At 64.6% G+C, this 26440-nt stretch carries 25 protein-coding genes and 1 pseudogene; 9 read left to right on the top strand and 17 right to left on the bottom strand.

The features are described from left to right. Positions 1-361: 361 nt before the first annotated feature. Positions 362-2182, top strand: coding sequence for an ABC-F family ATP-binding cassette domain-containing protein (locus JI749_RS01105; RefSeq protein WP_201657553.1), 1821 nt, complete (start codon positions 362-364; stop codon positions 2180-2182). A gap of 176 nt (positions 2183-2358) precedes the next feature. On the opposite strand, the gene JI749_RS01100 is transcribed toward JI749_RS01105, so the two are convergent. Then, the gene (locus tag JI749_RS01100; protein WP_233280822.1) at positions 2359-3411 is read right to left on the bottom strand and encodes a LacI family transcriptional regulator; all 1053 of its coding nucleotides are present in this window, start codon (positions 3409-3411) and stop codon (positions 2359-2361) included. A 535-nt stretch (positions 3412-3946) separates the two neighbouring features. Between JI749_RS01100 and JI749_RS01095 the strand changes: the two genes are divergently transcribed. After that, a complete protein-coding gene (locus JI749_RS01095) occupies positions 3947-4165 on the top strand; it encodes a hypothetical protein (RefSeq protein WP_201657550.1) in 219 nt (72 codons plus the stop codon). Positions 4166-4211: 46 nt separating this feature from the next. Here JI749_RS01095 and JI749_RS01090 read toward each other — a convergent pair whose 3' ends face one another. The 6 genes from JI749_RS01090 to JI749_RS01065 all read right to left on the bottom strand — a co-directional run bounded on the left by JI749_RS01090 (position 4212) and on the right by JI749_RS01065 (position 7217). Continuing rightward, positions 4212-4367, bottom strand: coding sequence for a hypothetical protein (locus JI749_RS01090; RefSeq protein WP_201657547.1), 156 nt, complete (start codon positions 4365-4367; stop codon positions 4212-4214). A 50-nt stretch (positions 4368-4417) separates the two neighbouring features. Further along, a complete protein-coding gene (locus JI749_RS01085) occupies positions 4418-4612 on the bottom strand; it encodes a hypothetical protein (RefSeq protein WP_201657544.1) in 195 nt (64 codons plus the stop codon). Next, on the bottom strand, positions 4605-4754 hold the full coding sequence (locus tag JI749_RS01080) for a hypothetical protein (protein WP_201657540.1): 150 nt from the start codon (positions 4752-4754) through the stop codon (positions 4605-4607). Before JI749_RS01080 ends, JI749_RS01085 begins: the two co-directional genes overlap by 8 nt. A gap of 64 nt (positions 4755-4818) precedes the next feature. Continuing rightward, positions 4819-5385: a phosphonate metabolism protein/1,5-bisphosphokinase (PRPP-forming) PhnN gene (gene phnN / locus JI749_RS01075; protein WP_201657537.1), complete on the bottom strand. Its 567-nt coding sequence runs from the start codon at positions 5383-5385 to the stop codon at positions 4819-4821. Positions 5386-5388: 3 nt separating this feature from the next. Beyond that, a complete protein-coding gene (locus JI749_RS01070) occupies positions 5389-6525 on the bottom strand; it encodes an alpha-D-ribose 1-methylphosphonate 5-triphosphate diphosphatase (RefSeq protein ID WP_201657534.1) in 1137 nt (378 codons plus the stop codon). Continuing rightward, positions 6525-7217, bottom strand: coding sequence for a DUF1045 domain-containing protein (locus JI749_RS01065; RefSeq protein WP_201657531.1), 693 nt, complete (start codon positions 7215-7217; stop codon positions 6525-6527). Before JI749_RS01065 ends, JI749_RS01070 begins: the two co-directional genes overlap by 1 nt. A 139-nt stretch (positions 7218-7356) precedes the next feature. Here JI749_RS01065 and JI749_RS01060 point away from each other — a divergent pair, with 139 nt between their 5' ends. Both JI749_RS01060 and JI749_RS01055 read left to right on the top strand, forming a co-directional pair. Then, on the top strand, positions 7357-8589 hold the full coding sequence (locus JI749_RS01060; protein ID WP_201662411.1) for a glycerate kinase type-2 family protein: 1233 nt from the start codon (positions 7357-7359) through the stop codon (positions 8587-8589). Positions 8590-8686: 97 nt separating this feature from the next. Further along, positions 8687-9625 (top strand): Gfo/Idh/MocA family protein, encoded by a 939-nt coding sequence (locus tag JI749_RS01055; RefSeq protein WP_201657529.1) that lies wholly within the window; start codon positions 8687-8689, stop codon positions 9623-9625. Positions 9626-9770: 145 nt separating this feature from the next. On the opposite strand, the gene JI749_RS01050 is transcribed toward JI749_RS01055, so the two are convergent. From JI749_RS01050 to JI749_RS01040, 3 genes are read right to left on the bottom strand one after another with little or no spacing between them, the layout of a single operon-like run. After that, positions 9771-10709, bottom strand: coding sequence for an aldo/keto reductase (locus JI749_RS01050; protein WP_201657526.1), 939 nt, complete (start codon positions 10707-10709; stop codon positions 9771-9773). Between the two features lie 26 nt (positions 10710-10735). Beyond that, positions 10736-11230 (bottom strand): hypothetical protein, encoded by a 495-nt coding sequence (locus JI749_RS01045; RefSeq protein ID WP_201657523.1) that lies wholly within the window; start codon positions 11228-11230, stop codon positions 10736-10738. Further along, positions 11203-11595, bottom strand: coding sequence for a VOC family protein (locus JI749_RS01040; RefSeq protein WP_201657520.1), 393 nt, complete (start codon positions 11593-11595; stop codon positions 11203-11205). The genes JI749_RS01045 and JI749_RS01040 overlap by 28 nt, the downstream gene beginning before the upstream one ends. 222 nt (positions 11596-11817) lie before the next feature. On the opposite strand from JI749_RS01040, the gene JI749_RS01035 reads away from it, so the two are divergent. Genes JI749_RS01035 through JI749_RS01015 form a run of 5 tightly spaced genes read left to right on the top strand, consistent with a single transcriptional unit; the run spans position 11818 to position 17058 of the window. After that, a complete protein-coding gene (locus JI749_RS01035; protein WP_201657517.1) occupies positions 11818-13413 on the top strand; it encodes an ABC transporter substrate-binding protein in 1596 nt (531 codons plus the stop codon). Positions 13414-13468: 55 nt separating this feature from the next. Continuing rightward, positions 13469-14476 (top strand): ABC transporter permease subunit, encoded by a 1008-nt coding sequence (locus JI749_RS01030; RefSeq protein WP_201657514.1) that lies wholly within the window; start codon positions 13469-13471, stop codon positions 14474-14476. After that, positions 14476-15378 carry an ABC transporter permease subunit gene (locus JI749_RS01025; RefSeq protein ID WP_201657511.1) on the top strand — a complete coding sequence of 301 codons (903 nt, stop codon included), beginning with the start codon at positions 14476-14478 and terminating at the stop codon, positions 15376-15378. The genes JI749_RS01030 and JI749_RS01025 overlap by 1 nt, the downstream gene beginning before the upstream one ends. A gap of 4 nt (positions 15379-15382) precedes the next feature. Beyond that, on the top strand, positions 15383-16225 hold the full coding sequence (locus JI749_RS01020) for an ABC transporter ATP-binding protein (protein ID WP_201657508.1): 843 nt from the start codon (positions 15383-15385) through the stop codon (positions 16223-16225). Positions 16226-16227: 2 nt separating this feature from the next. After that, positions 16228-17058, top strand: coding sequence for an ABC transporter ATP-binding protein (locus JI749_RS01015; protein WP_201657505.1), 831 nt, complete (start codon positions 16228-16230; stop codon positions 17056-17058). Between the two features lie 156 nt (positions 17059-17214). Here JI749_RS01015 and JI749_RS01010 read toward each other — a convergent pair whose 3' ends face one another. The 7 genes and pseudogenes from JI749_RS01010 to JI749_RS00985 all read right to left on the bottom strand — a co-directional run bounded on the left by JI749_RS01010 (position 17215) and on the right by JI749_RS00985 (position 26432). After that, positions 17215-18252: a Gfo/Idh/MocA family protein gene (locus JI749_RS01010; protein ID WP_201657502.1), complete on the bottom strand. Its 1038-nt coding sequence runs from the start codon at positions 18250-18252 to the stop codon at positions 17215-17217. 100 nt (positions 18253-18352) lie between these two features. Further along, positions 18353-21022: a bifunctional diguanylate cyclase/phosphodiesterase gene (locus JI749_RS01005; RefSeq protein ID WP_233280821.1), complete on the bottom strand. Its 2670-nt coding sequence runs from the start codon at positions 21020-21022 to the stop codon at positions 18353-18355. Positions 21023-21157: 135 nt separating this feature from the next. Next, the gene (gene mce, locus JI749_RS01000; RefSeq protein ID WP_201657499.1) at positions 21158-21562 is read right to left on the bottom strand and encodes a methylmalonyl-CoA epimerase; all 405 of its coding nucleotides are present in this window, start codon (positions 21560-21562) and stop codon (positions 21158-21160) included. After that, complete coding sequence (gene scpA / locus JI749_RS00995; protein WP_201657496.1) at positions 21559-23673, bottom strand: methylmalonyl-CoA mutase; 2115 nt, start codon at positions 23671-23673, stop codon at positions 21559-21561. Before scpA ends, mce begins: the two co-directional genes overlap by 4 nt. Positions 23674-23874: 201 nt before the next feature. After that, on the bottom strand, positions 23875-24432 hold the full coding sequence (locus JI749_RS17610; RefSeq protein ID WP_407644917.1) for a biotin/lipoyl-containing protein: 558 nt from the start codon (positions 24430-24432) through the stop codon (positions 23875-23877). 38 nt (positions 24433-24470) lie between these two features. Further along, positions 24471-25854: pseudogene (locus JI749_RS00990) on the bottom strand (acetyl-CoA carboxylase biotin carboxylase subunit); the annotation flags it as partial. Then, positions 25851-26432 (bottom strand): HXXEE domain-containing protein, encoded by a 582-nt coding sequence (locus tag JI749_RS00985; RefSeq protein ID WP_201657490.1) that lies wholly within the window; start codon positions 26430-26432, stop codon positions 25851-25853. The pseudogene JI749_RS00990 and the gene JI749_RS00985, both read right to left, overlap by 4 nt. Positions 26433-26440 lie beyond the last annotated feature (8 nt).

Below are 26440 nucleotides of genomic sequence, written 5' to 3'. Positions count from 1 at the left end.
CTGTGGGAGAGGCAAAACCCCCACCCGGCCCACCCCAACCACTGTTCGCCTGCAGGCCGCCGCGTGGAGTGATGCGTGATTGTGCCACGCGCTTTGTAGAGGGGGATAAGTCCGGGCGGAGTTGTCGGAGATAGGGCATCAAACTCGGACCGGCCCTTCGCGACCATTATTATGAGTTTGACAATCATAATATCCTGTGCTTTTATCCCGTCATCGCGCGGCGATGGGCTGGTCCGAGGGGATGGCTCCGCAGCGCTGCCGACATGACGGGGCTTGCTGCTACCGTCTCCCCGGGCCGGTCAGGATCCTCAACGTCCCGACCGGCCTTTTCTTTGCCCCTTGCCTATGCTCTATCCGCGCCATGGCCGCAGCACCGCTTCTTTCGCTTCAGAACATCCATTTGACCTTCGGCGGCACCACGCTGCTCGAAAGCGCCGAGCTTATCGTCTCGCCCGGCCAGCGTATTGCGCTGGTGGGGCGCAACGGCTCGGGCAAGTCCACCCTGCTCAAGATCGCGGCCGGCGATGTGGCCCATGATGGCGGCGTGCGCTTCATGGAACCAAGCGCGACGGTGCGCTACCTGCCCCAGGAGCCCGACCTCTCCGCCTATGCGACGACGCTGGAATATGTCGAGGCGGGCCTGGGGCCGGGCGATGACGAATATCGCGCGCAGTACCTGCTGACCTCGCTGGGACTGACGGGCGCCGAAAATCCGAAGCATCTTTCGGGTGGCGAAGGCCGCCGCGCTGCTTTGGCCCGCGTGCTGGCGCCCAAGCCCGATGTGCTGCTGCTGGACGAACCGACCAACCATCTCGACCTTCCCGCCATCGAATGGCTGCAGGCCGAACTGGACAGCCTGCGCTCGGCCATGGTGCTGATCAGCCACGACAGGCGCTTCCTCAGTGACCTCACCCGCGTCACCGTCTGGCTCGACCGCGGCGTGACCCGGCGGCTCGACAAGGGATTTTCCGCCTTCGAGGGCTGGCGCGACCAGGTGCTGGAAGAGGAGGAGCGCGATCGGCACAAGCTCGACCGCCAGATCGTGCGCGAGGAACACTGGCTGCGCTATGGCGTGACCGCGCGGCGCAAGCGCAATGTGGGGCGCCTCGAGCGGCTGGCCGGGCTGCGGCAGGATCGGCGCGAGCAGCGCCGCGTCACCGGCTCCGTCAACATGCAGGTGTCGGAGGGCCGCACCTCGGGTGCGCTGGTAGTGGAAGCCGAGAACATCACCAAGGCCTATGGCGACCGCGTCATCGTGGGGGATTTTTCGACGCGCGTGCTGCGTGGCGATCGCATCGGCATTGTCGGCCCCAATGGCGCCGGCAAGACCACTCTGATCAAGCTGCTGACGGGGCTCGACCAGCCCGATAGCGGCAAGGTCAAGCTGGGTTCGGCGCTGGAACTGGCCATGCTCGACCAGGGTCGCGCCAAGCTGCATCCCGATACCAGGCTCAAGGAAGCGCTGACCGGCGGCGGCTCGGACACGCTGCAGATCAACGGTCAGCCCAAGCATGTCGTGGGCTACATGAAGGACTTCCTGTTCGGGCCCGAACAGGCCAATACGCCGATCGGCAAACTGTCCGGCGGCGAGCGCGCCCGCGTGGCTCTGGCCCGTGCGCTGTCGCTGCCCTCCAACTTCCTGGTGCTCGACGAGCCGACCAACGATCTTGACCTCGAAACACTCGACCTGCTCGAGGAGATGGTCAGCGACTATGCCGGCACCGTCATCGTGGTCAGTCACGATCGCGATTTCCTCGACCGGGTGGCGACATCGGTCATTATTGCCGAGGGCAATGGCGTCTGGACCGAATATGCCGGCGGCTATTCCGACATGGTAATCCAACGCGGCGAGGGCGTCACGGCGCGCGAGCCGGCGATCAAAGTTCACAAGCCTGGCAAGACCACGTTGGTCCAGACGACTGCGGCAGTATCGGCCGCCCCCAAGCGCAAGCTCAGCTTCAAGGAAAAGCACGCGCTCGAAACGCTGCCCAAGACCATCAATGGGCTGGAAGACGAGATCAGGGCCATCAACGCTGTCCTGGCTGACCCCAATTTCTATGCCCGCGACCCATCCGGCTTCGCCGCCAAGTCCAAGGCGCTGATGGACGCCGAGGCCAAGCTCGCTGCCGCCGAGGAGCAGTGGCTGGAAATGGAACTGCTCAGGGAAGAGCTCGAAGGGTGAGGATGCCGAACGCCCGGAGCGCTATGCGCGCGCAGGGCCGGCTGTTGCCACACACTCGATCGTCACCCTCGGGCCTGACCCGAGGGCTCTCCACTTACCGAGTCCAGAAAGTGTAACGCCCTCGGGTCAAGCCCGAGGGTGACGGCCGGTGGCAGGGCAATGCTGTGCAACTGCCCTCAATCCTTCCAGTCAACCCCAGGCTTGGCCAGATAGTGCAGTTCCTCCGGCGCTTCGCCGGCAATGCGGCGCAGCAGCAGGGCGCCCAGGTGGCGGCCGGCGTCGACGAAGTCCTCGTGCACGGTTTCGGCGCCCGGCTGGAACTGGGCGAACATCTCCGAGGACTGCTTGGACACCACATGCACGTCCTTGCCCACGGTCTTGCCGCTCTCGTTGAGGGCGCCGATCACGGCCAGGGCCGAGACTTCCGAGGCGCAGACCCACCCATCGGGCCCATCGGGGCGTCTGGAGCGCTTGCTGACATAGTTGCGGATGGCATCGGTCTGGCTGTGCAGCGTTACATCAGTGGCAAATTCATGCGCTATGCCCGCTTCGCGGGCCGCGCGGGCGACGCCGGCCTTGAGATGGTCGGTATAGGTCAGGGCACTTTCGGGCAGCACGATCGACACCGACTTGCAGCCCTTTTGCGCGAGGCGTTTGGTGGCCAGATAGGCGTAGGTCTCATTGTCGAAATCGACCCAGGGATGCGCCTCGGGCCACTTGGTGCGGCCGTGGCTGGCAAAGGGAAAGTCATTGTCGATCAGGAAGCGGATGCGCTCGTCGAAGCTCTCGGCCTTCGAGAAGATGACGCCATCGGCCATGCGATTGCGCACGATATGCCTGATCGGCTCGATTGGCTGCACATTGCGGAACAGTGGCGTGATGACGATGTGATAGGCCGTGTCCCGCACCGCCTCGGTGAGGCCGGTGACGATGGAGGAGCCGAAGCCGTAGATCTGCTCGTCCGGCTCGAGCACCAGGGCGATGACGTTGGTGCGGCCCGTCTTGAGGCGCAGGGCCGCCCGATCGGGCAGGTACCCGATTTCGGCGGCGATCTTCTGTACCCGGTCGCGGGTTTCCTGCGCCAGCTCCGGGGCATTGTTGAGCGCGCGCGAAATCGTGGTGACGGCAAAGCCGGTCATCTGCGCGATGGTTTTGAGCGTGGGCTTGCCGGATGGCTTGACGCCACGCTTGCCCTTGGTGGTGGCCTGCGGCAGGTCGTCTTCGGACACTTTGGTACACCCCTCCGCCGCGGTTCGCTTCCGCAGTGACGCTTGTTGAAGGCGGACAACACCAGATTGTCCGAGCCAGTTCAAGCGTCGCCGTCACACACGGAGCGGATCGGCCCGCAGCGGAAAAATATGAGCGTAAGCATCCGAATTTTCGCTCTAGGCCGAAAGTCGAGCCGTCTTTTTCCGAGAATCTGCATTTTGTGGTCGGTGGGGCTCTGGCAATTGCCACCGAACGCCCCTATCTTGCCCTCACCTATCGGCACTTGCCGATATTGCGTCGTTCAACCCGCAGGAAAGGACTGAAGATGACCCCATCGACGACCTTCACCATCCATGCAGGTTGCAATCTCGTACGCACCGGCCTGCATGCGTCCAAACGCTGGCAAGGGATCTGTCAGTCGAAACGAATGTGACCCGCTGTCACGCCTTCGTCTCAGTCTTCCGATAGAACCCCAGCGTTGCCGGACAGGATGGTGCAAGCTTCCTTGCTCACCAGATTCCTGACCTGTGCAATGCGCAAGTGGAGCATCCACCCATGCAGGAACGCAGTCTCGACCGGGCCCAGGCCCACAAGCCGATCGTCATAGAAGTTGCCGGGGAACCGCTCGGCGTCGTTGTGCCACATGCCGACGGCTACCGCTTCCTTGCGGTCAAACTGCCGGCATTCGCCATAGACGGCCAGCAGTTCGAAACCGTCGAAAAGGCCCACTTTGCCGTGTCGCAAGCCGTCCGCAAGGGCGACGCCGCAATCTGACTGGTAGTCGCGCCATAGCGCGGCTACCCGCTGGCCGCGACGCCGGTTACGCCAGGCTTTGCAACCAGCCGACCAGCGCCTGCCACAGCGCCGGATTCTGCCACAGCACGAACCCGGCCGCCGCAAGGGCCGCCAGGATCACCAGGCCAACCAGCTTCTTCAGAACCGAAAAGACCAGCCACAGGACGACGATGGCGCCCACGCCAAGGCCGATGAGCGCATAGGTGTCAGTGGGGATTTTGCTGTCCTCGGTCAGTCGTCATTGGTGGCATTGAGTTCGTCTGGACGCTTGCCCTCGGCGGCCGGTGGGGGCGGATCGAGCGTTTCCTCGACGGCATTGGCCAGCGCTTCGACATCGACACGCGCCGCACCCGATTGGGCCTGCCGCTCGAGCTCGGCCGCAATGGCTGCGGCAATGGCCTGCCGGCGGTCGGTTTGGTCAGCCATTTCCATCGATCGATACTCCCTGTTCGTCGATGCGCACCTCGAGGCCGGGGCGCGCCTGCTGCTGTTGATAGGTATAAATGCCAAAGCCGACGATCGCGACCAGCAGGATGGCGATCACGGCATATAGTCCATTGCGGCTCATGAGAACTCCTGACGCTTGCTGCAGACAGCAACGCGCCAGTCGGCTCCGGGTTCAGTGGCCGCGCCTATTCCTGTGCCGCGATCGTCCGCAGCGCCATCACGAAGGCGGTGACCCCGATGGCCAGCAGGCCGGAATTGTCGATGATGATGGGGGTAATGCCCGAGGGGACGGGGGCACTTTCCCGCGCCAGCCGGGCCGTGATCTGGTCGGGGCTCTCGCGGCCGCGCCGAATCAGCCGCTCCGCCCGGCAGGAGATTTCCGCCGTGATGAGCACGACCACCGAGGTGGGATAGCGCTTGATCGCCTCGGGGACGATATGGCGGGAGACATTGGCGACCACGGTCTTGCCGAGCGCCAGGTCGGTGTCGACGCTCAGGGGGAGGGCGTAGCGCAGGTTATGCGCGTCCCAGGACAGCGCAAACCGCCCGGCCTCCTCCATGTCCCGAAACGTTTCCCGATCGAGACTGTCATGATCCTCGATCTCGGCGTCGCTCGGCCGGGTCACCAGACGCCGGACAAAGACGAAGCGCTTGTCGTTTTCCAGAGCATGGCGCGCGCCGGAGATGAGCGTGTCCTTGCCCACGCCCGAGGGGCCGACAACCAGGACCAGCGATCCGAGCGGGCGGGCCATGGCTCAGCTGACCCTGATGCCCTGGCGCCAGACGCCGCGCACGACCGGCAGCCCGCCCACCAGCTTGATCCGCACCAGGTCGGCACGTTTGCCGATGGCAATCTCGCCGCGGTCATCGAGCCCGACGGCGCGCGCCGGATTGCGGGTGACGGTGGCGAGCGCCGTGGGCAGCGCCACATTGTCCACCCGCTGCGGCAGCGCGAAGGCCGCCTGCAACGGCGCAAACGGCACATAGTCTGAACTCAGGATATCCAACAGGCCTGCCCGCACCAGATCGGTTGCCGAGATATTGCCTGAATGCGACTTGCCGCGCACCACATTTGGCGCGCCCATCAGAATGGCAAGCCCGGCATCATGGGCCGCCGCCGCGGCCTCCAGCGTGGTTGGGAATTCGGCAATGGCGACGCCGTCCTCCACCGCCTGCTCGACATGGGCCAGGGTTGCATCGTCATGGCTGGCCATGGCCAGGTGCAGCGCCCGCGCCCGTTGCACCAGGTGGCGGCGGTTGGGCGCAGCGTGACGCTCATGCTGGGCCAGAGCCTCGGCAAGGTAGCGCTCGACCTCCTCCTGCGTCACCCCCAGCTGCTTCTTGTAAAACAGCTTGTAGGTTTCGAGCGAGGTGAACTGGCGCTGCCCCGGCGTATGGTCCATCAGCGAGATGAGGCGCGTTTCGGGAAACTCGACAAAGCTCTCGTAATGGTCGATCACGTCGGCACTGGGCAATTCGCAGCGCAGGTGGACCAGGTGCTCGGCCCGCAGCCAACCCTGTTGCCGCGCCGCCCTGATCGCATCGATCAGCATGCCGGCATGCTCGCGCATCTGCGGCATATCCCGATCGGACCCGATGCGCACGGCGTCGAACACGGTGGTGATGCCCGAGCCCGCGATCTGCACGTCATGGGCATGCAGCGAAGCCATGGCATCCCAGAACACACCCGGGCGCGGACGGTAGTGGTTTTCCAGATGATCGGTGTGGAGCTCGACCAGGCCCGGGATCAGGTAGTCGCCCTCGAAATCTTCGCCGACCTGGCTGATACCCCGGTCCAGGCCGGCAATCCGATCGCCATCCACCGCCACGCTGCCATCGACGATCTCATCGGCGAGCACGATCCGGGCATTGCGGAAGGCCGCCGCGCCCATCAGATAACGCCTTCCAGCTTGAAATCGCCGGCGCGGCGGAACGGCTTGCCCGCTTCGGTCTCGACAAACAGCGAAAGCCGGTCGAGCACCACCGGCTCTTCGAGCGCCGGGCCGAACCAGGTTGCCGCGGCCGCCGCGATCTCCGCCGCATCGTCGTCGCTCAGACGATCGGTCAGGGTCATGTGGAAGCGGAACTCTTCGAACACATAGGGATAGCCATAGGCATCGAGCAGCTCGAGCTGGCGTTCGCTAAGGCCCCTGGCCCGGGCGGCGCGGTCCTTGACCGTCATCGGTGCGCGGAAGGGATCGAAATCCTCCACCACATGGGCGGCGAAATCCTGAAGTGCTTCGTTGTCGCCATCGAGCACAAGCGCAAGAAAGCCGTGCAGCGACGCGAGCTTGAGCCGACCCAGCGCGATGGGACGGTGGCGGGCGGCGAAATTGGTGAGCGCCGCGCGCAACAGGGCTTCGTCGCTGTCCTCGGCCAGGGCCATGGGCGCCTTGAGCGTGGCGTGAAACCCGTAGCGATTCGCCGACTGGGTGAGGTTGAGCAGGCGGTCTCGGTCGATGCCGGCCACGGGGCCATCGAACAGGTCGCCATCGGCGGCGTCGCGGCCAAGCCAGGTCGCAGCCCGCTCCCAGAGGTTGCTGGTGGCGGCGGGGGCAAAATAGATCGCGAATCGTTCGGTCATCGGAGCTCCTGGCCTCAGCCGCTAAGCGCAGTCTGTGTCGGCTGTTTGACAACTGTCCAGCAGGCCCATTGGTGGCTACCCTTGCCCGCAGCGAATCGCAAGCCGGGAGAGATTGTTGGATCGCGCACTGCTCGAACAGATGTTTCGCCAGGCCGTGGCCCAGGCCCAGCCGGCGCTGGCCGTGCGTCGCCACCTGCCCGATCCGCCCACGGGGCGTACCGTCGTCATTGGCGCCGGCAAGGCTTCGGCGCAGATGGCGCGCGCCTTCGAGCAGGCCTGGCCCGGTCCGCTGAAGGGCCTGGTGGTGACACGCTATGGCTATGCCGAGGCCTGCGAGCGCATCGAGATCGTCGAGGCGGCCCATCCCGTACCGGACGAGGCCGGCTACCTCGCGGCGCGGCGGATATTGGAAACCGTGTCGGGCCTGGGCCCCAATGACCTCGTGGTCGCGCTGATTTCGGGCGGCGGCTCGGCGCTGCTGCCGGCGCCAGCGCCGGGTCTGACGCTCGATGACGAACAGGCCATCAACCGCGCACTCCTGGCCTCCGGCGCGCCGATCTCGGTTATGAACCTGATCCGCAATCAGTTTTCGACCATCAAGGGCGGCCGGCTGGCGGCCCATTGCGCGCCGGCCCGCGTGGCAACGCTGGTCGTGTCCGACGTTCCGGGCGACGATCCGGCCCTGGTTGCGTCGGGCCCCACCATTCCCCTCTCCGGCTCGCGTGCGCTGGCGCGTAAATATGCGAGCCTCTATCGACTGGACCTGCCGCCCCATGCCCAGGCGCTGCTGGCCGGTGACGACAATCTGGCGCCCGAGCCCGGCAATCCGGTCTTCGCCCGCAACAGCGTGCGCACCATCGCCTCGGCCGCCCTGTCGCTCGAGGCCGCGGCCGAGCTGGCGCGCCGGCAGGGCGTCGAAGCCGCAATCCTCTCCGATTCAATCGAAGGCGAGTCGCGCGACGTGGCGCTGGTCCATGCGGCCATGGCGCGCGAGATTGCCCAGCGCAACCGACCGTTCAAGAAGTCCGTCGTGCTGCTGTCGGGTGGCGAGACCACCGTCACCCTGCGGGGCACGGGTGGCCGTGGCGGCCGCAATGCCGAATTCCTGCTGGCCCTGGCCATCGCCATTGACGGGGTCGACCATATCTCCGCGCTCGCTGCCGATACTGACGGCATCGATGGCTCGCAGGACAATGCCGGTGCCTTTGCCGACGGCACCACGGCAACGCGGATGCGCAAGGCCGGCATCGACCCGCTGGCTGCCCTGGCCGGCAATGATGCCTGGGGCGCCTTCAACGCGGTCGGCGACCTGCTGGTAACCGGACCCACCGGCACCAACGTCAATGACTTCCGGGCGATATTGGTGCGGTAGCCTCCCTCCAGCCGCGCTAAAATAATCATACAATTCCCCTTGGCAGGGAGGGGGTGGCTCTGTTTTATACGCCCGACTTTTCCGGAGGAGCCATTCCATGGCCAAACGCAGGATCGCCGTCATCGGCGTGGGCAAGATCGCACAGGACCAGCACCTGCCGGTCATCGACGCATCCGATGATTTCGAACTGGCGGCGACCGTTTCGACGCGGGGCCTGAGCCACAATGGCCTGCCCGCCTTCCGCACGCCGGGCGAGCTCTATGCGGCCATGCCCGATGTCTCGCTGGTCTCGATCTGCACCCCGCCGGGCATCCGCCACCAATATGTCCGCGAGGCGCTCGACGCCGGCAAGGACGTGATGATGGAAAAGCCGCCCACCACCACCATCTCGGAGCTCGATGACCTGGTGGACCACGCCCGCCGGCTCGACCGGGTGCTCTACCAGACCTGGCACAGCCAGTGGAACCCGGCCGTCGACCGTACCAAGGCCATCCTGGCCCAGGATGGGGTGAAGTCGGTGCGCATCGACTGGCGCGAAAGCGTGCGCAAGTGGCACCCCGGCCAGGACTGGGTGTGGGAGCCCGGCGGCTTCGGCGTGTGCGACCCCGGCATCAATGCCTTTTCCATCTTCACCAAGATCATGCCCTTCCCGGTCTTCGTGGAAAGCGCCAGGCTGACCTTCCCGGCCAACCGGCAGACGCCTGTTGACGTCGAGATGGTGTTCAAATCCGGCCAGTTGCATCAGCCCAAGCTCTCCGGCGGCTTCAACTGGCTCGAGGAGAGCGGCGAAATCTGGACCTTTGCCATCGAAACCGGCACGGGCGATGTCATCAAGCTCGAAAGCGGCGGTCGCTCGCTGACCGTCAACGGCGAGTTGGTGCTGCAGCACGGCGATGGCGAGTATGCTGCCATGTACGAGCATTTCGCCGGCCTTTTGGACCGCCACCAAAGCGATGTCGACGCGGCGCCGCTGCGGCTGATGAGCGACGTGTTCCTGATGGGTGCGCGCGATAACGGGCCGGAGTTCGAGTGGTAGGCTGACTGCCGCGCCAATCGATCGTCACCCTCGGGCTTGACCCGAGGGCACTATACTGACGATCTGCTTTTTGACTTGGCGTCGCTTAGTGCAGAGCCCTCGGGTCAAGCCCGAGGGTGACGCGCGGTGGTAGGCAGGCTCACTCTTACTTCCCCGCTTCCGTCAGCGCCTGCAGATCTTCGTCACTGAGCTTGAGCCGCACGCCCTTGGCGAGGCTCTTGACCTGTTCCACCGACGTTGCCGAGGCAATCGGGGCGGTGACGCCGGGTTGTGCCACCAGCCAGGCCAGCGAAACCTCGGCGGGCGTCGCGTCATTGGCAGCAGCAACCTTGTCCAGTGCCGCAAGAATGCTGGTGCCTTTCTTGTCCAGATAGCTCTCGACGCCGCCGCCGCGCGGTGACTTGCCGAAATCGGCCTTGGAGCGGTACTTGCCGGTGAGGAAGCCGGACGCAAGGCTGTAATAGACGACCGTGCCCATCTCCTGTTCGGCCACCGTGTCGCGCAGGGCGTCGAACTCGGCGCGGTCATAGAGGTTGTAGCGCGGCTGCAGCACTTCATATCGCGGTAGCGACTTGATGACCGCGGTTTCCTGCGCGGCCTTGACCATGTCGGCCGTGTAGTTGGACGCGCCCAGCACCCGCACCTTGCCGGCCCGCACCATCGGTTCATAGGCGCCCAGCGTTTCCTCGTGGCTGGTCTCGGGGTCCGGCCAGTGGCTGAAATAGACGTCGACATAGTCGGTCTGGAGCCGCTTGAGCGAGGCATCGAAACCGGCCGCGACCTTGTCTGCCGCCAGACCGCCGGGCTTGTTGGCCGAATTGACCTTGGTCAGGATGTGAACGGCCTCGCGATTGCCGCGCGCCTTCATCCATTTGCCGATAATGGTTTCGCTCATGCCGGGCGGATTGCCGGGCACCCAGTTGGGATAGCCCTCGGCGGTATCGATCGCCGAGAAACCCTCTTCGACAAAGGCATCGAGAATGGCAAAGCCGGTCTTCTCGTCCACTGTCCAGCCAAAGACATTACCACCCAGCACCAGGGGTTCGATGACGATCTCACTGCGTCCGAGCGGGCGACGGTCCATTGTGCTTCTCCATGTTGGCTTGTTGCCTAAACGCCCGGCTCGGCCTTCGGTTCGACCGGAACGCGCGGGGCGCAGAATGCCAGCGCCGCATTGATCGCATAAAGCGAGCCATCAAGGGCAATGTGATTGGCAGGCATGCCCGAGCCCGCCTCTGGTTCGAGATAGGCGACGGCCCCGTTGACGAGCCCGTCCAGCACCCACGAAAAGTCGCCCACCAGCCGGGCGCCATAGGGTTGGGAGGGCTGCGCATCGAACGAGCGTGTCTCCTTGTCGATGGTGATGGCCCACCGCCCCGCATCGCCTTCAGGCCGGCTGGTATGGATGTGGATGCCGGTCGAATAGTCGTCCTCGCAGCGGACGGCGATGCAGGCATAGGTTTGGGGTGTCGAATTGAGCGCGCAGCCGAGCGTGGCACGATCGCCTTCGCCGGGCAGGGGCGAATAATGCCACCCCGCTTCCTGAGCGGTGGCCGGCAAGGCGAGCAGGGCCAGGATCAGGCCTTGGGCTGGATGAGGTCCCATTTGTTTCCGTAAAGATCTTCGAACACCGCCACCGAGCCATAGGCCTCGTGGCGCGGCGCCTCGAGGAACCGGACGCCGCGCGCCGTCATGGCCGCGTGGTCGCGGGCGAAATCACTGGTTTGAAGAAAGAACATGACGCGCCCGCCGCCCTGGTTGCCGATGGCGGCGCGCTGCGCTTCGCCGTCGGCCCTGGCCAGGAGCAACTGCGCGCCGCTGCCGCCCGGCGGCGCCACCACGACCCAGCGCTTGCCGCCACCCATGTCGGTATCGGCGACCAGCGCGAAGCCGAGGCGCTCGCAGTAAAAAGCGATCGCCTCGTCATAGTCGGCGACGACGAGGCTGACCGTGGCAATCGATAAACTCATGGTGACCATGGATTCCCTACCAGCGGGGCCCGGTCAAGCCGCTAAGGAGCGCCGAACGCTTCATTCCAAAAGCGTCCAATCCTGTGGAATGGTGTTTTGGGCGTCATCGAATTGACCAAATGGTCAAACTGTCTGCTTGCGCTCCCTTGGATTCTAGGCTTTGTTGGCGCCCAAGCTCCGGTTGGCAAGCCGGATGCGCATAAATATCGGGAGACAACAATCATGAAATTGATGAAAAGCCTGCTGGCGGCAACCGCCATCCTGGCGCTCGCCGCTGGCGCCGCGCAGGCCAAGCAGCTCGTATTCTGCTCGGAAGCCTCGCCTGCCCATTTCGATCCCGGTCCGACCACCGGCGGTAACGACTTCGACGCGTCCGCGCACACCATGTATGATGGTCTGGCCGCGTTCGTTCCTGGCACCACCGACGTGGAGCCGGGCCTGGCCGAGAGCTGGGAAGTGTCGGAAGACGGTCTCGAGATCACCTTCAAGCTGCGTTCGGGCGTCAAGTTCCACACCCAGCCCTATTTCACGCCCACGCGCGATTTCAACGCCGACGACGTGATCTTCTCGTTTGAACGCCAGTTCAAGGAAGACAACCCGTATTTCGCCTACCTGGCCAACCTGACCTGGGACTACTACCAGGGCATGGACATGCCGCGCTACGTCAAGGAAATCGTCAAGGTCGACGACCTGACCGTCAAGTTCGTGCTGAGCGAACCCAATGCGCCCATGATCGCCAACCTGGCGATGCCGTTCGCTTCCATCGTGTCCAAGGAATATGCCGACAAGCTGCTCGAAGCCGGCACGCCTGAACTGCTCTCGACCCAGCCGATCGGCACGGGCCCGTTCAAGTTCGTCGACTACCAGCTGGACTCGGTTATCCGCTACGCCAAGAACGAAGAATATTTCGGCGAGAAGGCCAAGATCGACGACCTGATCTTCGCCATCACGCCCGACCAATCGGTGCGTGCGCAGAAGCTGATCGCCGGCGAATGCGACATCATCCCATACCCGGCTCCCGCCGACGTCGAGATGCTCAAGGCCAACGAGAACATCACCGTTCTCGAGCAGGAAGGCCTCAATATCGGCTACATGTCCTACAACGTCACCGAGCCGCCGTTCGATAACGTCAAGGTCCGCAAGGCCCTCTCGATGGCCATCGACAAGCAGGCCATCGTCGACGCCGTCTACCAGGGTGCCGGCCAGGTCGCCAAGAACCTGATCCCGCCCACCATGTGGTCGTACAACAACGAAGTGGCCGACGACACCTATGACGTCGAAGGCGCCAAGGCGCTGCTGGCCGAAGCCGGTGTCACCGAACTGACCACCGACCTCTGGGCCATGCCCGTGTCGCGTCCGTACAACCCCAACGCCCAGCGCGTTGCCGAAATGATCCAGGCTGACTGGGCCGCGATCGGCGTCACCGCCAACATCGTGACCTACGAATGGACCGAATATCGCGAGCGCGGCAAGGCCGAAGGTCGCAAGGGTCCGTTCCAGATCGGCTGGACCGGCGACAATGGTGATCCGGACAACTTCTTTGCCACCCTGTTCTCCTGCTCGGCTATTGGCGTGTCGAACTACTCGTTCTGGTGCAACGAGGAATTCGAAGACCTGATCCAGAAGGCCAAGGTCACCACCGATCCGGCAGAGCGCACCGCGCTCTACGAGCAGGCCCAGGTGATCTTCAAGGCTGAAGAGCCGGCCCTGACCCTGGCCCACTCCAAGGTCTTCGTGCCGATGAACAAGCGCGTCACTGGCTTCGTCCAGAGCCCGCTGGGTGACCACGTCTTCGACAATGTCGACGTCACCGAATAACTAGATCGGGAGGCGCCGGGCCCTTGGTCCGGCGTCTCCACTCAAGAAGAAGCTCATGATCTCCTACATTTTCCGCAGGCTGCTGCTGATCGTGCCGACCGTGATCGGCATTTCGATCTGCGCCTTTGCCTTTGTCCGGCTGCTGCCCGGCGACCCCATCCTCGCCATGGCTGGCGAGCACGGCGTGACGCCCGAGCGCTACGAAGTCCTCAAGGAAGCCTTCGGCTACAACCTGCCCATGTGGCAGCAATATCTCAATTATCTCGGCTCGGTGCTGACCGGCGATTTCGGCGTGTCCCTGGGCACCAAGCGGCCCGTTCTCAACGAATTCCTGGTCCTGTTCCCGGCCACGGTCGAATTGGCCCTTTGCGCCATCATCCTGGCCACCGTCGTCGGCGTGCCGGCCGGCGTGCTGGCCGCAGTCAAGCGCGGCTCCTGGCTCGACCAGGCCACCATGGGCGTGGCGCTGACCGGCTATTCGATGCCCATCTTCTGGTGGGGCCTGCTGCTGATCATGTTCTTTTCCAGCTATCTCGGCTGGACCCCGGTTTCGGGCCGCATCGCGCTCAACTTCTTCCTGCGCCCGATCACCGGCTTCATGACCATCGACAGCCTGCTCTATGGCAACTGGCCGGCCTTCGTGTCGGCGCTGCGGCACCTGATCCTGCCGACGGTGGTGCTGGCGACCATTCCGCTGGCGGTCATCGCGCGGCAGACCCGTTCGGCCATGCTTGAAGTGCTTGGCGACGACTATGTGCGCACGGCGCGCGCCAAGGGCCTTTCGCCCCGCCGCGTCATCAACGTCCACGCCCTGCGCAATGCGCTGATCCCGGTCGTGACCACCATCGGCCTCCAAGTCGGTGCGCTGATGGCCGGCGCCATCCTCACCGAAACGATCTTCTCCTGGCCGGGCATCGGCAAGTGGATGATCGAATCCATCCTCAAGCGCGACTATCCGGTGGTCCAGAGCGGCCTGCTGCTGATCGCGCTCATCATCATGGCGGTTAACCTGATCGTCGACGTTCTCTACGCGGTCATCAACCCGCGCATTCGGGTGCGATGATGACAGACATCTCCAAACCAGTCGCCACCAAGAGCGCCCGCGGCGCTGCTCTTGCCGAGTTCTGGCACTATTTCTCGATGAATCGCGGGGCCGTCATCGGCCTTGCCATCGTCGCGATCTTCATTGTGCTGGCGCTGTTCGCGCCCTGGATCGCGCCCTATGCTCCCGAGCAGCAGTTCCGCGGCTTCGCGCGGCTACCGCCGCCCTGGCTGGGTGGTGCCGATCCCCGGTTCCTCCTGGGCACCGACGAGGTCGGCCGCGATATCCTGTCCCGCCTCATCCACGGCGCACGCTACTCGTTGACGATCGGCCTTGTCGTGGTGAGCATCGCCGCCACGGTCGGCATCATTCTGGGACTGCTGGCCGGCTATTTCCGCGGCTGGGTCGATGTCGCCATCATGCGGGTGATGGACATCATCCTCGCCTTCCCCTCGCTGCTGTTGGCCCTGGTGCTGGTGGCGATCCTGGGGCCGGGCCTGCTCAACGCCATGCTGGCCATTGCCCTGGTGCTGCAGCCGCACTTTGCCCGCCTGGTGCGTGCCTCGGTCATGGCCGAAAAGAACCGCGAATATGTCACCTCTGCCAGGATGGCCGGCGCCGGCCATTTCCGGCTGATGGGCATCACCATCCTGCCCAACTGCCTGGGTCCGCTGATCGTCCAGGCGACGCTGTCCTTCTCCAACGCCATCCTCGACGCGGCGGCCCTGGGCTTCCTGGGCATGGGCGCGCAGCCGCCGACGCCGGAATGGGGCACCATGCTGGCCAAAGGCCGCGAATTCATCAGCAGCGCCCCCTGGATCGTGACCTTTCCGGGTCTGGCCATCCTGATCACCGTGCTGGCCATCAACCTGATCGGCGACGGCTTGCGCGACGCGCTCGACCCCAAGCTCAAGAGGAGCTGAGACCATGGCTCTGCTTGAAATCAAGAATCTCACCGTCGCCTTCGACACGTCCGTCGGTCTCTTCAAGGCCGTCGACGGCATCGATGTGTCGGTCGAGGCCCGCGAAGTGCTGGCCATTGTCGGCGAATCCGGCTCGGGAAAATCGGTCGCCATGCTGGCCGTGATGGGCCTATTGCCACGCACCGCCACGGTCACCGCCGACAAGATGGAGTTTGAGGGCCTCGACCTGCTCACAATGACGGCGCAGGAGAAGCGTCGTATCATCGGCAAGGACATTGCCATGATCTTCCAGGAGCCGGTGGCGAGCCTCAATCCCTGCTTCACGGTCGGCTTCCAGATCGAGGAAGTGCTCGAGCGGCATATGGGCCTGCGCGGCCGCGCTGCGCGCGACCGGGCCATCGAACTGCTGGCTCTGGTCGGCATCAAGGATGGCGCCGACCGGCTGGGCGCCTATCCGCACCAGATGAGCGGCGGCCAGTGCCAGCGCGTCATGATCGCCATGGCCATTGCCTGCAACCCAAAACTCCTGATCGCCGACGAGCCGACCACCGCGCTCGACGTGACCATCCAGAAGCAGATCCTTGACCTGCTCGTACGCCTCCAGGCCGAGACCGGCATGGGGCTGATCATGATCACCCACGACATGGGCGTGGTGGCCGAGACGGCTGACCGGGTCATCGTGCAGTACAAGGGGCACAAGATGGAGGAGGCCGACGTGCTCTCCCTGTTCGAGAACCCCAAATCCAACTACACGCGGGCGCTGCTCTCGGCGCTGCCGGAAAATGCGGTGGGCGACCGCCTGCCAACGGTGTCCGATTTCGTCTTCGAACCGGCGCCGGGGGTCTGACCATGACGACCCCGGTTCTCCAGGTGCGCAACCTCAAGCGTGATTATGTCTCTTCCGGCGGCTTTCTCAGGCCCGCCAAGATGGTGCATGCCGTCAAAGGCGTGAACTTCACCCTCGAAAAGGGCAAGACGCTGGCCGTGGTCGGCGAGAGCGGCTGCGGCAAGTCCACCCTGGCCCGCATGATCACCCTGATCGACAAGCCCACGTCGGGCGAGATCCTGATCGACGGCATTCCCGCCAGCGCTGCCCATGTCACCCGCGAACTGCGCCAGAAGGTGCAGATCGTGTTCCAGAACCCCTATGGCTCGCTCAATCCGCGCCAGAAGATCGGCGACGTGCTGGCCGAGCCGCTGCTGCTCAACACGTCCATGTCGGCGGCAGAGCGGCGCGACAAGGCGATGGCCATGCTGCTCAAGGTTGGCCTGGGCGCCGAGCATTTCAACCGCTACCCGCACATGTTTTCCGGCGGCCAGCGCCAGCGCATCGCCATCGCGCGGGCGCTGATGCTCAATCCGAGCTTCCTCGTGCTCGACGAGCCGGTGTCGGCGCTCGACCTGTCCGTCCAGGCGCAGATCCTCAACCTGCTCAAGGATTTGCAGGACGAATTCGGCCTTACCTACGTCTTCATCAGCCATGACCTCAGCGTCGTGCGCTACATCGCCGACGAGGTGATGGCGATGTATTTCGGCGATGTGGTTGAGCATGGTAGCCGCGACGAAGTGTTCGGCAACCCGCAACACGCCTATACCCGCACGCTGTTCGCCGCGACGCCGAAATCGGACGTCGAGAGCATCCGCGCAAGGGTGGAAAAGAAGAAGGCACTGGCGGGGTAGGGGACGCGCAAATCGAGCGCGTAGCCCCACCCCCTCCTACCTCCCCCATCAAGGGGGAGGTTTCTATCCACTCGGGGGCGAGAGGTTGCCACAACCACAAGACGGCACCTCCCCCTTGATGGGGAGGTTGGGAGGGGGTGAGGGGAGCCACCGGCCTCAGAAAACAACCACTCGCTTCCCCTCCCGCGCCGAGGCCATCATCGCATCGATCAGCCGGTGCACCCGCAGGGCGGTGTGTCCATTGCTGAGCGGTTGGCGGCTGTGGCGCACGGCATCGACGAAGTCGGCGATCTGGGCGGCATGCCATTCGAAGGGGAAGGCCATCGGATCGGCGCCGCCGCCACCCTGGCTGGCTTCGCCCTCCGTGATGGTTTCGCCGTCCATGGTCCGCACCGTCAGGTTGCCGGCGGTCAGGGTTGCGCTGGCGCGGGCGAAGTTGAGGGTCAGGCTTTCCGGGCCGCCGGGGAAGCTCGCCGTGGTCGCCATGACCGCGCCGACGGCGCCGTTGCTGAATTCGAGTCCGGCCGAGACGAAGTCTTCGGTTTCCATCTGGTGGAACCGCGTGGTTTTGGCCATGGCGGTCACCGCATTGACGTCGCCGCAGAGGCTGAGCATCAGATCAAGCGAATGGATGGCCTGGGTAATGAGCACGCCGCCGCCGTCCTGTTCCAGGGTGCCGCGGCCAGGCTGGTCGTAATAGCCGGCCTGCGGTCGCCACCACGGCACCACCAGATGCACGGCTTCGAGGCGACCATAACGATCTTCCGCCACCGCTTCGGCCAGGTAGCGCGAGGCGCGGCGGAAGCGATGCTGGAAAATGATGCCGAGCGTGACGCCAGCCTCGTCGCAAGTCTGAACAATCCGCTCGGCGGCCGCGAGCGTGCGCTCGACCGGCTTTTCCATCAGCACATGCTTGCCTGCCCTGGCGGCCGCCGCCACCAGCTCCTCGCGGGCATTGGGTGTGGTCAGCAGGAGGATGGCTTCGACCTCAGGATCGGCGAGGAGCGCCTCGTAGCTCTCGGCAGCGGGGAAGCCATAGGTCTGGCAGAAGGTGTCGAGCTCGGCCCGGTTGCGGCGATAGACGCCGCGGACGTCGATGCTTCCCGCCAGCGACTGCAGCGCCAAAGCATGCGGCTTGGCGCCCATGCCGGCCCCCACCACGCCCAGTCCGAACCGCTTCTGGCCGTCGCCCATGTGCATCTCCCATACAAGTTGGGCGGATCAATGCATCATGGGGCAGGCTTTGAGAAGAGCTGATCGCACCGGTGGTGCCGTCTGATGCACCAACTGGCGCTCAGGACGCCTTGCGCCAGGCCTGGCTCCTGAGCAGCGCCTCAAGATCTGCCGCGCTGAGCGGACGCGAGAAGGCATAACCCTGGAGGATATCGCAGCCCAGGTCGCGCAGGATCGCGGCATGTTCCATGGTCTCGACCCCCTCGGCGACCACCTCGATGTTCATCGACTTGCCGATATCCACGATCGAGGCAAGCAACTGCCGCTGGCCGGGATCGACCACGATCGGGCTGACCAGTTGCCGATCGATCTTGAGACGGGTGGGGCGCAGCTTCTGCAGCGACACGATCGAAGCATAGCCGGTGCCGAAATCGTCGATTTCGACATCAATGCCCAGCTCCTTGATGCGGTCGATGTTCCAGCCGACCACGGCGTCGCCCTCATCCAGATAGATGGATTCCACCAGCTCGAACGAGAGCCGGCCCGGCGCGATATCGAGCTGCTTGAGGCCGTCGATGAGTTCTTCGTCGTTGAGGCGGCGCAGCGATACGTTGACCGAGACGCGAGGCACGGCCAGGCCCATGCTGTCCCAGCGAGCAAGGGCGGCCAGCGACTGTTCGAGGATCAGCCGGTCGACGGTGGCGACCACGTTGAGTTCTTCGGCGATGGGCATGAAGGCGTCCGGCGCCTTGATCCCTTCGGTCGGATGCTGCCATCGCGCCAGGGCCTCCACCCCCACCACATCGAGCGTGCGCGCATCGAACTGCGGCTGGAACCAGGCGACGAACTCGTCGCGCTCGAGGCCATTGAGGATTTCGTCGGCCACCCGCTTGGTCTTGACCACCTCGGCCTGCAGCGCCTCGGAGAAGAACTCGAAGCGGTTGCGACCGCGCGCCTTGGCACGATAGAGCGCGATATCGGCATTGATGAGCAGGCGGCGGGCATCGAGCGGCGCCACGCGGTCGGCGGCTATGCCGATGCTCACACCGAAGCGGCATTCATGCCCCTCATAGGTCACCGGCCGGCGCATCTGCGCCACGATCCGTTCCGCCAGCGCGCCCAGTGCAAGATCGCCGCCACTGGCCGAGGTCAGCACCACGAATTCGTCGCCCCCGATACGGGCGACAAAATCCTCGCTGCTGCAATTGTCGCGCAGCACCGTGCTGGCATGGACCAGCATGGCGTCGCCTGCCGCGTGGCCCATCGTGTCGTTGATCTGCTTGAAGCGATCGAGGTCGATATGGAGCAGCGCCATGCTGCCGCTGCCGCCATAGCCGGCGTCGGCATGGCGCGTGAGCATGTCGTCGAGATAGCGCCGGTTGGGCAGGCCCGTGAGGCTGTCATGCAGCGCATTGTGCTCGATGCGCACCCGAGCCAGTTCAAGCTCGAGGTTTCGCGCCTCGGTCAACTGCGTGGCCCGCCGCAGGTCCTCATTGAGCGTCACGTCCGCAGTGATGTCCCAATTGACGCCAACGATCCTCTCGGGCGTACCCGGCTCGTTGTAGAGCGCCCCAATGGAGCGCACATGGCGCACCGTGCCATCCTTGAGCAATACGCGGTAGTTGGCCTCAAAGCGCCCGGTCGCGGCAAGCATGCGCCGGAATTCTTCCTCGACGCGCTGGCGGTCGTCGGGATGCACCGTGTCCATCCAGTCTTGGTGATAACGCGGTGCGTTATCCGCCGGCCAGCCCAGCAGTTCATTGGTATTGTCGTCCCAGGTCTCGAGGCCGCTTTCCAGGTCAACCTCCCAGACGCCGACCTTGGACACGTCAAGCGCCAGGCCCAGCCGGCGCGACAGCCGTTCGAGTTCGTACTCGCGGGTTTGCAGCTCACCGAAATGCTGCTGGCGCTCGCCGAGCAGGCGTCCGGTGATGCCGATGGGAAGCAGGATCAATGCCCCCGCGATCACCATGAGCGCGCGCATCAGCCAGTTATTGCCGGCGGCGGTTGCCCAGCCGCCCTTGGGAATGGCAGCGATTTCCCAGGTGCCGGACGGCAGGACCACCTCTGATGTCAGTGGGTCGGCATAACTGAGATCGGGTCCGAAGAAGGGTGCGCCGTGGCCGCCCGTTCCATCCCGGCCGCGGATCGATACCAGAATGCCCAGATTGTCGTCGGTCAAACCGCTATCGGCGTAGAGCCGGTCAGCATCGACCACCGCGGAGATGACGCCCCAGAAGATGCGGCCCGCCGGCGAGTCGGTATAGACCGGGAAGCGTCCAACGAAGCCCCGTCCGCCCTGGACCAGCAGCACCGGCCCCGCCAGCACCAGCTTGCCGGTATCGCGGGCGCGAAGCGCGGCCTCGCGTTGGGCATCGTTGAGCCGGTAGTCGAGGCCGATCACTTTTTCATTGCCGGCCAGCGGGTGGGTCATGGTGACCACCAGGTCCGGTGCAGCGGCGACCGAGCGTAGCTGGGTCCGTTCCTCGAAGAGGTTGGAAACAAGCGCGGAGAAACGCGCCTCGTTCATGTAGGGGTCGGTCGCCATGACCGACACCAGGCCGCGCACCAGCTGGATATTGCCGCTCAGATTGCCTTCTAGCTTGGCGCGGATCAGCGACATCTCCGCCTGAACCTGTGCCCGCGCCCGTTCATGATTGAGCACGCTGCTCTGGCGATCCAGATAGACCCCGCCCGCGATCAGCAAGGCAACCGCCACCAGGCCCGGCAGCAAGGCAGGCCGAAGCCAGCTCAGGCGATGCTCCCGCTTATGTCTCGCGTTTACGTCCAAGGCACATCATCCGCCGCCGGCCTTCTGGCCAGCCAAGTGGACAATATGCGCTCCGCGAGTTTATGGGGGATTACGGTACCGGGGGAACCGGGCGCGTGGTTAGCAGGTCGCTAAAACGCTGCGGTCAGTTCCCGATCAAACCTCTTCGAGTTCGATCAGCGTGCCATCGAAGTCTTTCGGGTGCAGGAACAGCACCGGCTTGCCGTGAGCGCCGATCCTTGGTGTGCCATCGCCGAGCACTCTGGCGCCCACCTCGACCAGCCTCGCCGCGGCCACCAGGATATCGGGCACCTCGAAGCAGATGTGGTGCATGCCGCCGGATGGATTTTTGTCGAGGAACGCCGCTATGGGCGACGCCTCCCCCAAGGGCTCGAGCAGTTCCACCTTACTATTGCCGGTGTCGATGAAGACGACGGTGACGCCATGCTCGGGCAGGGCCTGGGGCTGGCCCACATGGGCACCGAGCAGATCGCGATATTTCGCGGCAGCAGCGGTGAGGTCAGGCACGGCGATGGCGATGTGATTGAGGCGGCCGATCATCGATTGCTGAGCCTTCCCTCGATCTGGCTCAACACGGAGAACGCGGCCGACAGCACATTGGTGCCGGGGCCGAAGATGGCAGCCACGCCGCAATCGAACAGGAAGTCATAGTCCTGCTCGGGGATGACACCGCCGACGATGACGGTGACCTCGCCCAGCTCGCGATCCCGCAAAGCCGCGATCAGTTCGGGCACCAGCGTCTTGTGCCCGGCGGCGAGCGAAGAGACACCCACTGCGTCGACCTTGAGCTCGTCGACATGGGCTGCGACTTCGGGCGCGGTCTCGAACAGGTCGCCCATATGGACGGTGAAGCCCAGATCGGCAAAGGCCGAGGCGATGATCTTGGCGCCGCGATCGTGCCCATCCTGGCCCATCTTGGCGATGAAGATGGACGGGGCGCGACCACGGGCGGCCTTGAAGGCTTCAATCCGGCCGGCAATGGCCGAGAACTCCGGGTCGTCGCCATAGCCCTCGGCATAGACGCCCGAGATGACCCGGGTGACGGCCGAGTGGCGGCCGAACACGTCTTCCATGGCCTGGCTGATCTCGCCGAGGGTCGCGCGGGCCCGCGCCGCCTCGATGGCCGCTTCGAGGAGATTCCCCTCATCCTTGGCGGCGTATTCGCGCAAAGCCGAGAGCATGGATTGGCAGCGAGCTTCGTCGCGTGTGGCGCGCACCTTACCCAGCAGCGCCACCTGTTCGGCGCGCACTTTGGCATTGTCGATCTGGCGCACCTCGATGACGTCCTCGACATCGAGCCGATAGCGGTTGACGCCGACAATGACGTCTTCGCCCCGGTCCACCCTCGCCTGCCGCAAGGCGGCGGCCTTCTCGATTTCGAGCTTGGGCTGACCCGATTGCACAGCCTGCGTCATGCCGCCAATGGCCTCGGCTTCGCCTATGAGGATCTTGGCGCCCTTGACCAGCTCCGCCGTCAGCGCCTCGACATAGTAGGAGCCGCCGAGCGGATCGACCACGTCAGTGATGCGGCTTTCATGCTGCAGGATAAGCTGGGTATTGCGAGCGATGCGGCTGGAGAATTCGGTGGGCAGCGCGATGGCTTCATCGAAGCTGTTGGTGTGGAGCGACTGCGTGCCGCCCAAGGTCGCGGCCAGCGCCTCGATGGTGGTGCGCACGATATTGTTGTGCGGATCCTGCTCGGTGAGCGACACGCCCGAGGTCTGGCAATGGGTGCGCAGCATCTTGGAGCGCGGGTCCTTGGCGCCCAGCCCGGTCATGATCTCGCTCCACAGCTGGCGCGCGGCGCGCAGCTTGGCGACTTCGAGAAAGAAGTTCATGCCGATGCCGAAGAAGAACGAGAGCCGGCCGGCAAAGGCATCGATATCCAGGCCGCGCGCCTGCGCGGCGCGGACATATTCCATGCCGTCGGCCAGCGTATAGGCCAGCTCCTGCACCGCCGTCGCCCCGGCCTCGTGCATGTGATAGCCCGAGATGGAGATCGAGTTGAACTTGGGCATGTGGCGCGCCGTGTGGGCGATGATGTCGCCGACGATCCGCATGCTGGGCTCGGGCGGGTAGATATAGGTATTGCGGACCATGAACTCCTTGAGGATGTCGTTCTGGATGGTCCCGTCGAGCTGGGCCTGCGATACGCCCTGTTCCTCGGCTGCCACGATGAACATGGCGAGGACAGGAATGACGGCCCCGTTCATGGTCATCGACACGCTCATCTGGTCGAGCGGAATGCCGTCGAACAGGATCTTCATGTCCTCGACGGAATCGATGGCAACCCCAGCCTTGCCGACATCGCCGATCACCCGCGGATGGTCGCTGTCATAACCGCGATGGGTGGCCAGATCGAAGGCGACCGACAGGCCCTTCTGCCCCTTTTCCAGGGCCTGCCGGTAGAAGGCATTGGACTCCCGCGCCGTGGAGAAGCCGGCATATTGGCGGATGGTCCAGGGCCGGTTGGCATACATGGTTGCCCGCACGCCGCGGGTGAACGGCTCCTGGCCGGGGATTTCCGAACCTTCGCCGAAATAGACGGGCTTGACGGGGATGCCGCCATAGTCGCGATCGAGGGAGGCGAGCGGCGTGTCGCGGAGTTCCTTTTGCGCGAGGGTAGCCCAGTAGGCGAAGTCAGCGGACATTGGCACCTCGAACAAACTTCCCGGTTGGGGCCGCCCTCCCCCTTGAGGGGAGGGTAGCGCCGCTCGGCCCATAGGGCCGTAGCAGAGCTGGGGAGGGGGTGGCTGTGTGGCCTAACGAAGGCCCCCCACCCTCAATCCCTCCCCTCAAGGGGGAGGGAGGCGAAGGAACCGAAGGCCCCGTGCTGCTCCAGTCAGCGCCCATCACACCGCCTCGAACTCAAGGATCACCTGATCCACCGCCAGCACGGCGCCGGGCGTGGCATGGACCTTGCTGACCCGGGCGCGCTTTTCCGCCTTGAGCACGTTTTCCATCTTCATGGCCTCGACAATGGCCAGCGTCTGGCCATCCTCGACGATATCGCCTTCGCTGACATCGATGCGCACGATCTGCCCCGGCATCGGGCAGAGCAGATACTTGCTCATGTCGGGCGGGACCTTGACCGGCATGTGCTTGAGCAGCGCCGCAATGTGGGGACGCAGGACCATCACCTTGAGGTCGGCGCCGCGATAGCGGATGCGGAAGCCCGACGTGGCCGGGGTCACCTTGAGCGTGGCTTTGTGGCCGTCGGACCAGTCGAGCCGCGCAACCTTGTCGCCAGGCTGCCAATGCAGATGCGCCGCCTGGCTGCGCCAGCCCACATCTACCTGCAGTTCGAGCCCCTGCTGATGCAGCGTCACCGGCGTTGCGCTATCGTCGACCTGCACGTGCCAGTGCGACTCGGCGACCGCCCCGGTGCGACGCTGCTCGCGCCTTGCCATCATGCCAGCCGCGGCGGCGGTGACATCGAACAGGTGCTGCTCGCTGAGTTCCGCGCCATGGAATCCCTCGGGGAATTCCTCGGCAATGTAACCCGTCGTCAACCGGCCCTCACGGAACCGCTCCTGGTCCATGACTGTCGAGAGAAACGGCAGGTTGTTGCCGACGCCCTCGACCTCGAAACTATCCAGCGACACCGCCATGGCGTCGATCGCTTCCAGCCGCGTCGGGCCCCAGGTGCAGAGCTTGGCGATCATCGGATCGTAGAAGGTGGAAATCTCGCCGCCTTCGAACACGCCGGTATCGTTGCGCACGGCCAGGGTATCATTCGCGCTCTCCGCCGGTGGCCGATAGCGCGTCAGCCGGCCCGTCGAGGGCAGGAAATTGCGATAGGGGTCCTCGGCATAGAGCCGGCTCTCGATGGCCCAGCCATTGCGCTGAACCTGGTCCTGCGTCAGCGGCAGCTTTTCGCCATTGGCGACGCGGATCATCAGTTCGACCAGATCGAGCCCGGTGATCAGCTCGGTCACCGGATGCTCCACCTGCAGGCGGGTATTCATCTCGAGGAAGTAGAAGTTCCTGTTGCCGTCGACGATGAACTCCACCGTCCCTGCGCTGGTATAGCCAACGGCCTTGGCGAGGGCGACCGACTGCTCGCCCATGGCCTTGCGGGTCGCCTCATCGAGGAAAGGCGACGGCGCCTCCTCGATCACCTTCTGGTTGCGCCGCTGAATGGAGCATTCGCGCTCGTTGAGATAGAGCACGTTGCCGTGTTGGTCGCCGATGAGTTGGATTTCGATATGCCGCGGCTCGGTGACGAATTTCTCGATGAAGATGCGATCATCGCCAAACGACGAGGCCGCCTCGGATTTGCTCCGCTCGAAGCCCTCGCGGGCTTCGGCATCGTTCCAGGCGATACGCATGCCCTTGCCGCCACCACCCGCCGAGGCCTTGATCATCACCGGGTAGCCGATCGACTTGCTGATCGTCACCGCCTCGTCGGCATCGGCAATCAGCGCCATATGGCCAGGCACGGTGGAGACACCCGCCGCCGCGGCGAGTTTCTTGGAGGTGATCTTGTCCCCCATGGCCTCGATGGCTTTGACCGGCGGTCCAACGAAAATGATCCCCGCCGCGTCCAGTGCCTCGGCAAACTTCGGGTTTTCCGACAGGAAGCCATAGCCCGGATGCACCGCCTGCGCGCCGGTCTGCTTGCAGGCCGCGATGATCTTGTCGATCTGGAGATAGCTGTCCTTGGCCGGTGATGCGCCGATATGGACGGCCTCGTCGGCCATCCGCACATGCAGCGCCTCGCGGTCGGCGTCCGAATAGACCGCGACCGTGGCAATGCCCATCTTGCGCGCGGTCTTGATGACCCGGCAGGCGATTTCGCCTCTGTTGGCGATGAGGAGTTTGGTGATCATTGCGGCACCGCATTGCCGGCAAGGCGCCGGATATTGGAGAAGACATAGGCCTGGATGGCGAGGTGGGCGCCAATGGCAATGCCGGCCGCGACCAGATGCTGCGTCGGTGTCACTGGTCCGGCGCCGATCACCTGCATTGCGCCGAAGATCCCTAGTGGCAGGAATAGCACGACGGCGGTTACGAGGCCCGGATTGTAGCGCCGCGTGGCCACCGCCTGGGCGATGTGCACCCCGGCATTGGCGATCAGCGTGTAGAGCCCGATAAGCCCCCAGCCGATATCGTTGGTCGCCGCCACGAAGCTCGCAGCATTGACGCCCCAGACCACCGGAATGTTGATGACGAAGATCGCCGGCGAGGGCAGCACGTCGCGGCCCTTGCCCAGAAGCTGGTTGATCGCCCGGTGAAACCGGTCGGCATCATGCTCTTCATACTGGTGCAGCATGTAGATCGGCAGCACGAGGAACACCAAGCTCACCGCCAGCGACCAGTCCCGCGCCAGCACCGGCGTAAGCGCCAGCAGCAGGAGCCCGGCGAGGAAGCCGCCATAGACCCAGTTGTCGATCAGCCGACGCAGCATGGTGGTCC

The organism is Devosia oryziradicis, from assembly GCF_016698645.1.
GTDB lineage: Bacteria > Pseudomonadota > Alphaproteobacteria > Rhizobiales > Devosiaceae > Devosia > Devosia oryziradicis.
Note: the sequence above shows the minus strand (reverse complement) of the source record. Positions and strands in the feature narration are given on the sequence as shown.

Bases quoted from the DNA above. Each gene is read 5' to 3' on its own strand.
- JI749_RS01105 (WP_201657553.1), top strand. From the start codon at position 362: ATGGCCGCAGCACCGCTTCTTTCGCTTCAGAACATCCATTTGACCTTC.
- JI749_RS01095 (WP_201657550.1), top strand. From the start codon at position 3,947: ATGCAGGAACGCAGTCTCGACCGGGCCCAGGCCCACAAGCCGATCGTC.
- JI749_RS01085 (WP_201657544.1), bottom strand. From the start codon at position 4,612: ATGGCTGACCAAACCGACCGCCGGCAGGCCATTGCCGCAGCCATTGCG.
- JI749_RS01080 (WP_201657540.1), bottom strand. From the start codon at position 4,754: ATGAGCCGCAATGGACTATATGCCGTGATCGCCATCCTGCTGGTCGCG.
- phnN (WP_201657537.1), bottom strand. From the start codon at position 5,385: ATGGCCCGCCCGCTCGGATCGCTGGTCCTGGTTGTCGGCCCCTCGGGC.
- JI749_RS01070 (WP_201657534.1), bottom strand. From the start codon at position 6,525: ATGGGCGCGGCGGCCTTCCGCAATGCCCGGATCGTGCTCGCCGATGAG.
- JI749_RS01065 (WP_201657531.1), bottom strand. From the start codon at position 7,217: ATGACCGAACGATTCGCGATCTATTTTGCCCCCGCCGCCACCAGCAAC.
- JI749_RS01060 (WP_201662411.1), top strand. From the start codon at position 7,357: ATGTTTCGCCAGGCCGTGGCCCAGGCCCAGCCGGCGCTGGCCGTGCGT.
- JI749_RS01055 (WP_201657529.1), top strand. From the start codon at position 8,687: ATGGCCAAACGCAGGATCGCCGTCATCGGCGTGGGCAAGATCGCACAG.
- JI749_RS01050 (WP_201657526.1), bottom strand. From the start codon at position 10,709: ATGGACCGTCGCCCGCTCGGACGCAGTGAGATCGTCATCGAACCCCTG.
- JI749_RS01045 (WP_201657523.1), bottom strand. From the start codon at position 11,230: ATGGGACCTCATCCAGCCCAAGGCCTGATCCTGGCCCTGCTCGCCTTG.
- JI749_RS01040 (WP_201657520.1), bottom strand. From the start codon at position 11,595: ATGAGTTTATCGATTGCCACGGTCAGCCTCGTCGTCGCCGACTATGAC.
- JI749_RS01035 (WP_201657517.1), top strand. From the start codon at position 11,818: ATGAAATTGATGAAAAGCCTGCTGGCGGCAACCGCCATCCTGGCGCTC.
- JI749_RS01030 (WP_201657514.1), top strand. From the start codon at position 13,469: ATGATCTCCTACATTTTCCGCAGGCTGCTGCTGATCGTGCCGACCGTG.
- JI749_RS01025 (WP_201657511.1), top strand. From the start codon at position 14,476: ATGACAGACATCTCCAAACCAGTCGCCACCAAGAGCGCCCGCGGCGCT.
- JI749_RS01020 (WP_201657508.1), top strand. From the start codon at position 15,383: ATGGCTCTGCTTGAAATCAAGAATCTCACCGTCGCCTTCGACACGTCC.
- JI749_RS01015 (WP_201657505.1), top strand. From the start codon at position 16,228: ATGACGACCCCGGTTCTCCAGGTGCGCAACCTCAAGCGTGATTATGTC.
- JI749_RS01010 (WP_201657502.1), bottom strand. From the start codon at position 18,252: ATGGGCGACGGCCAGAAGCGGTTCGGACTGGGCGTGGTGGGGGCCGGC.
- mce (WP_201657499.1), bottom strand. From the start codon at position 21,562: ATGATCGGCCGCCTCAATCACATCGCCATCGCCGTGCCTGACCTCACC.
- scpA (WP_201657496.1), bottom strand. From the start codon at position 23,673: ATGTCCGCTGACTTCGCCTACTGGGCTACCCTCGCGCAAAAGGAACTC.
- JI749_RS17610 (WP_407644917.1), bottom strand. From the start codon at position 24,432: ATGGCAAGGCGCGAGCAGCGTCGCACCGGGGCGGTCGCCGAGTCGCAC.
- JI749_RS00985 (WP_201657490.1), bottom strand. From the start codon at position 26,432: ATGCTGCGTCGGCTGATCGACAACTGGGTCTATGGCGGCTTCCTCGCC.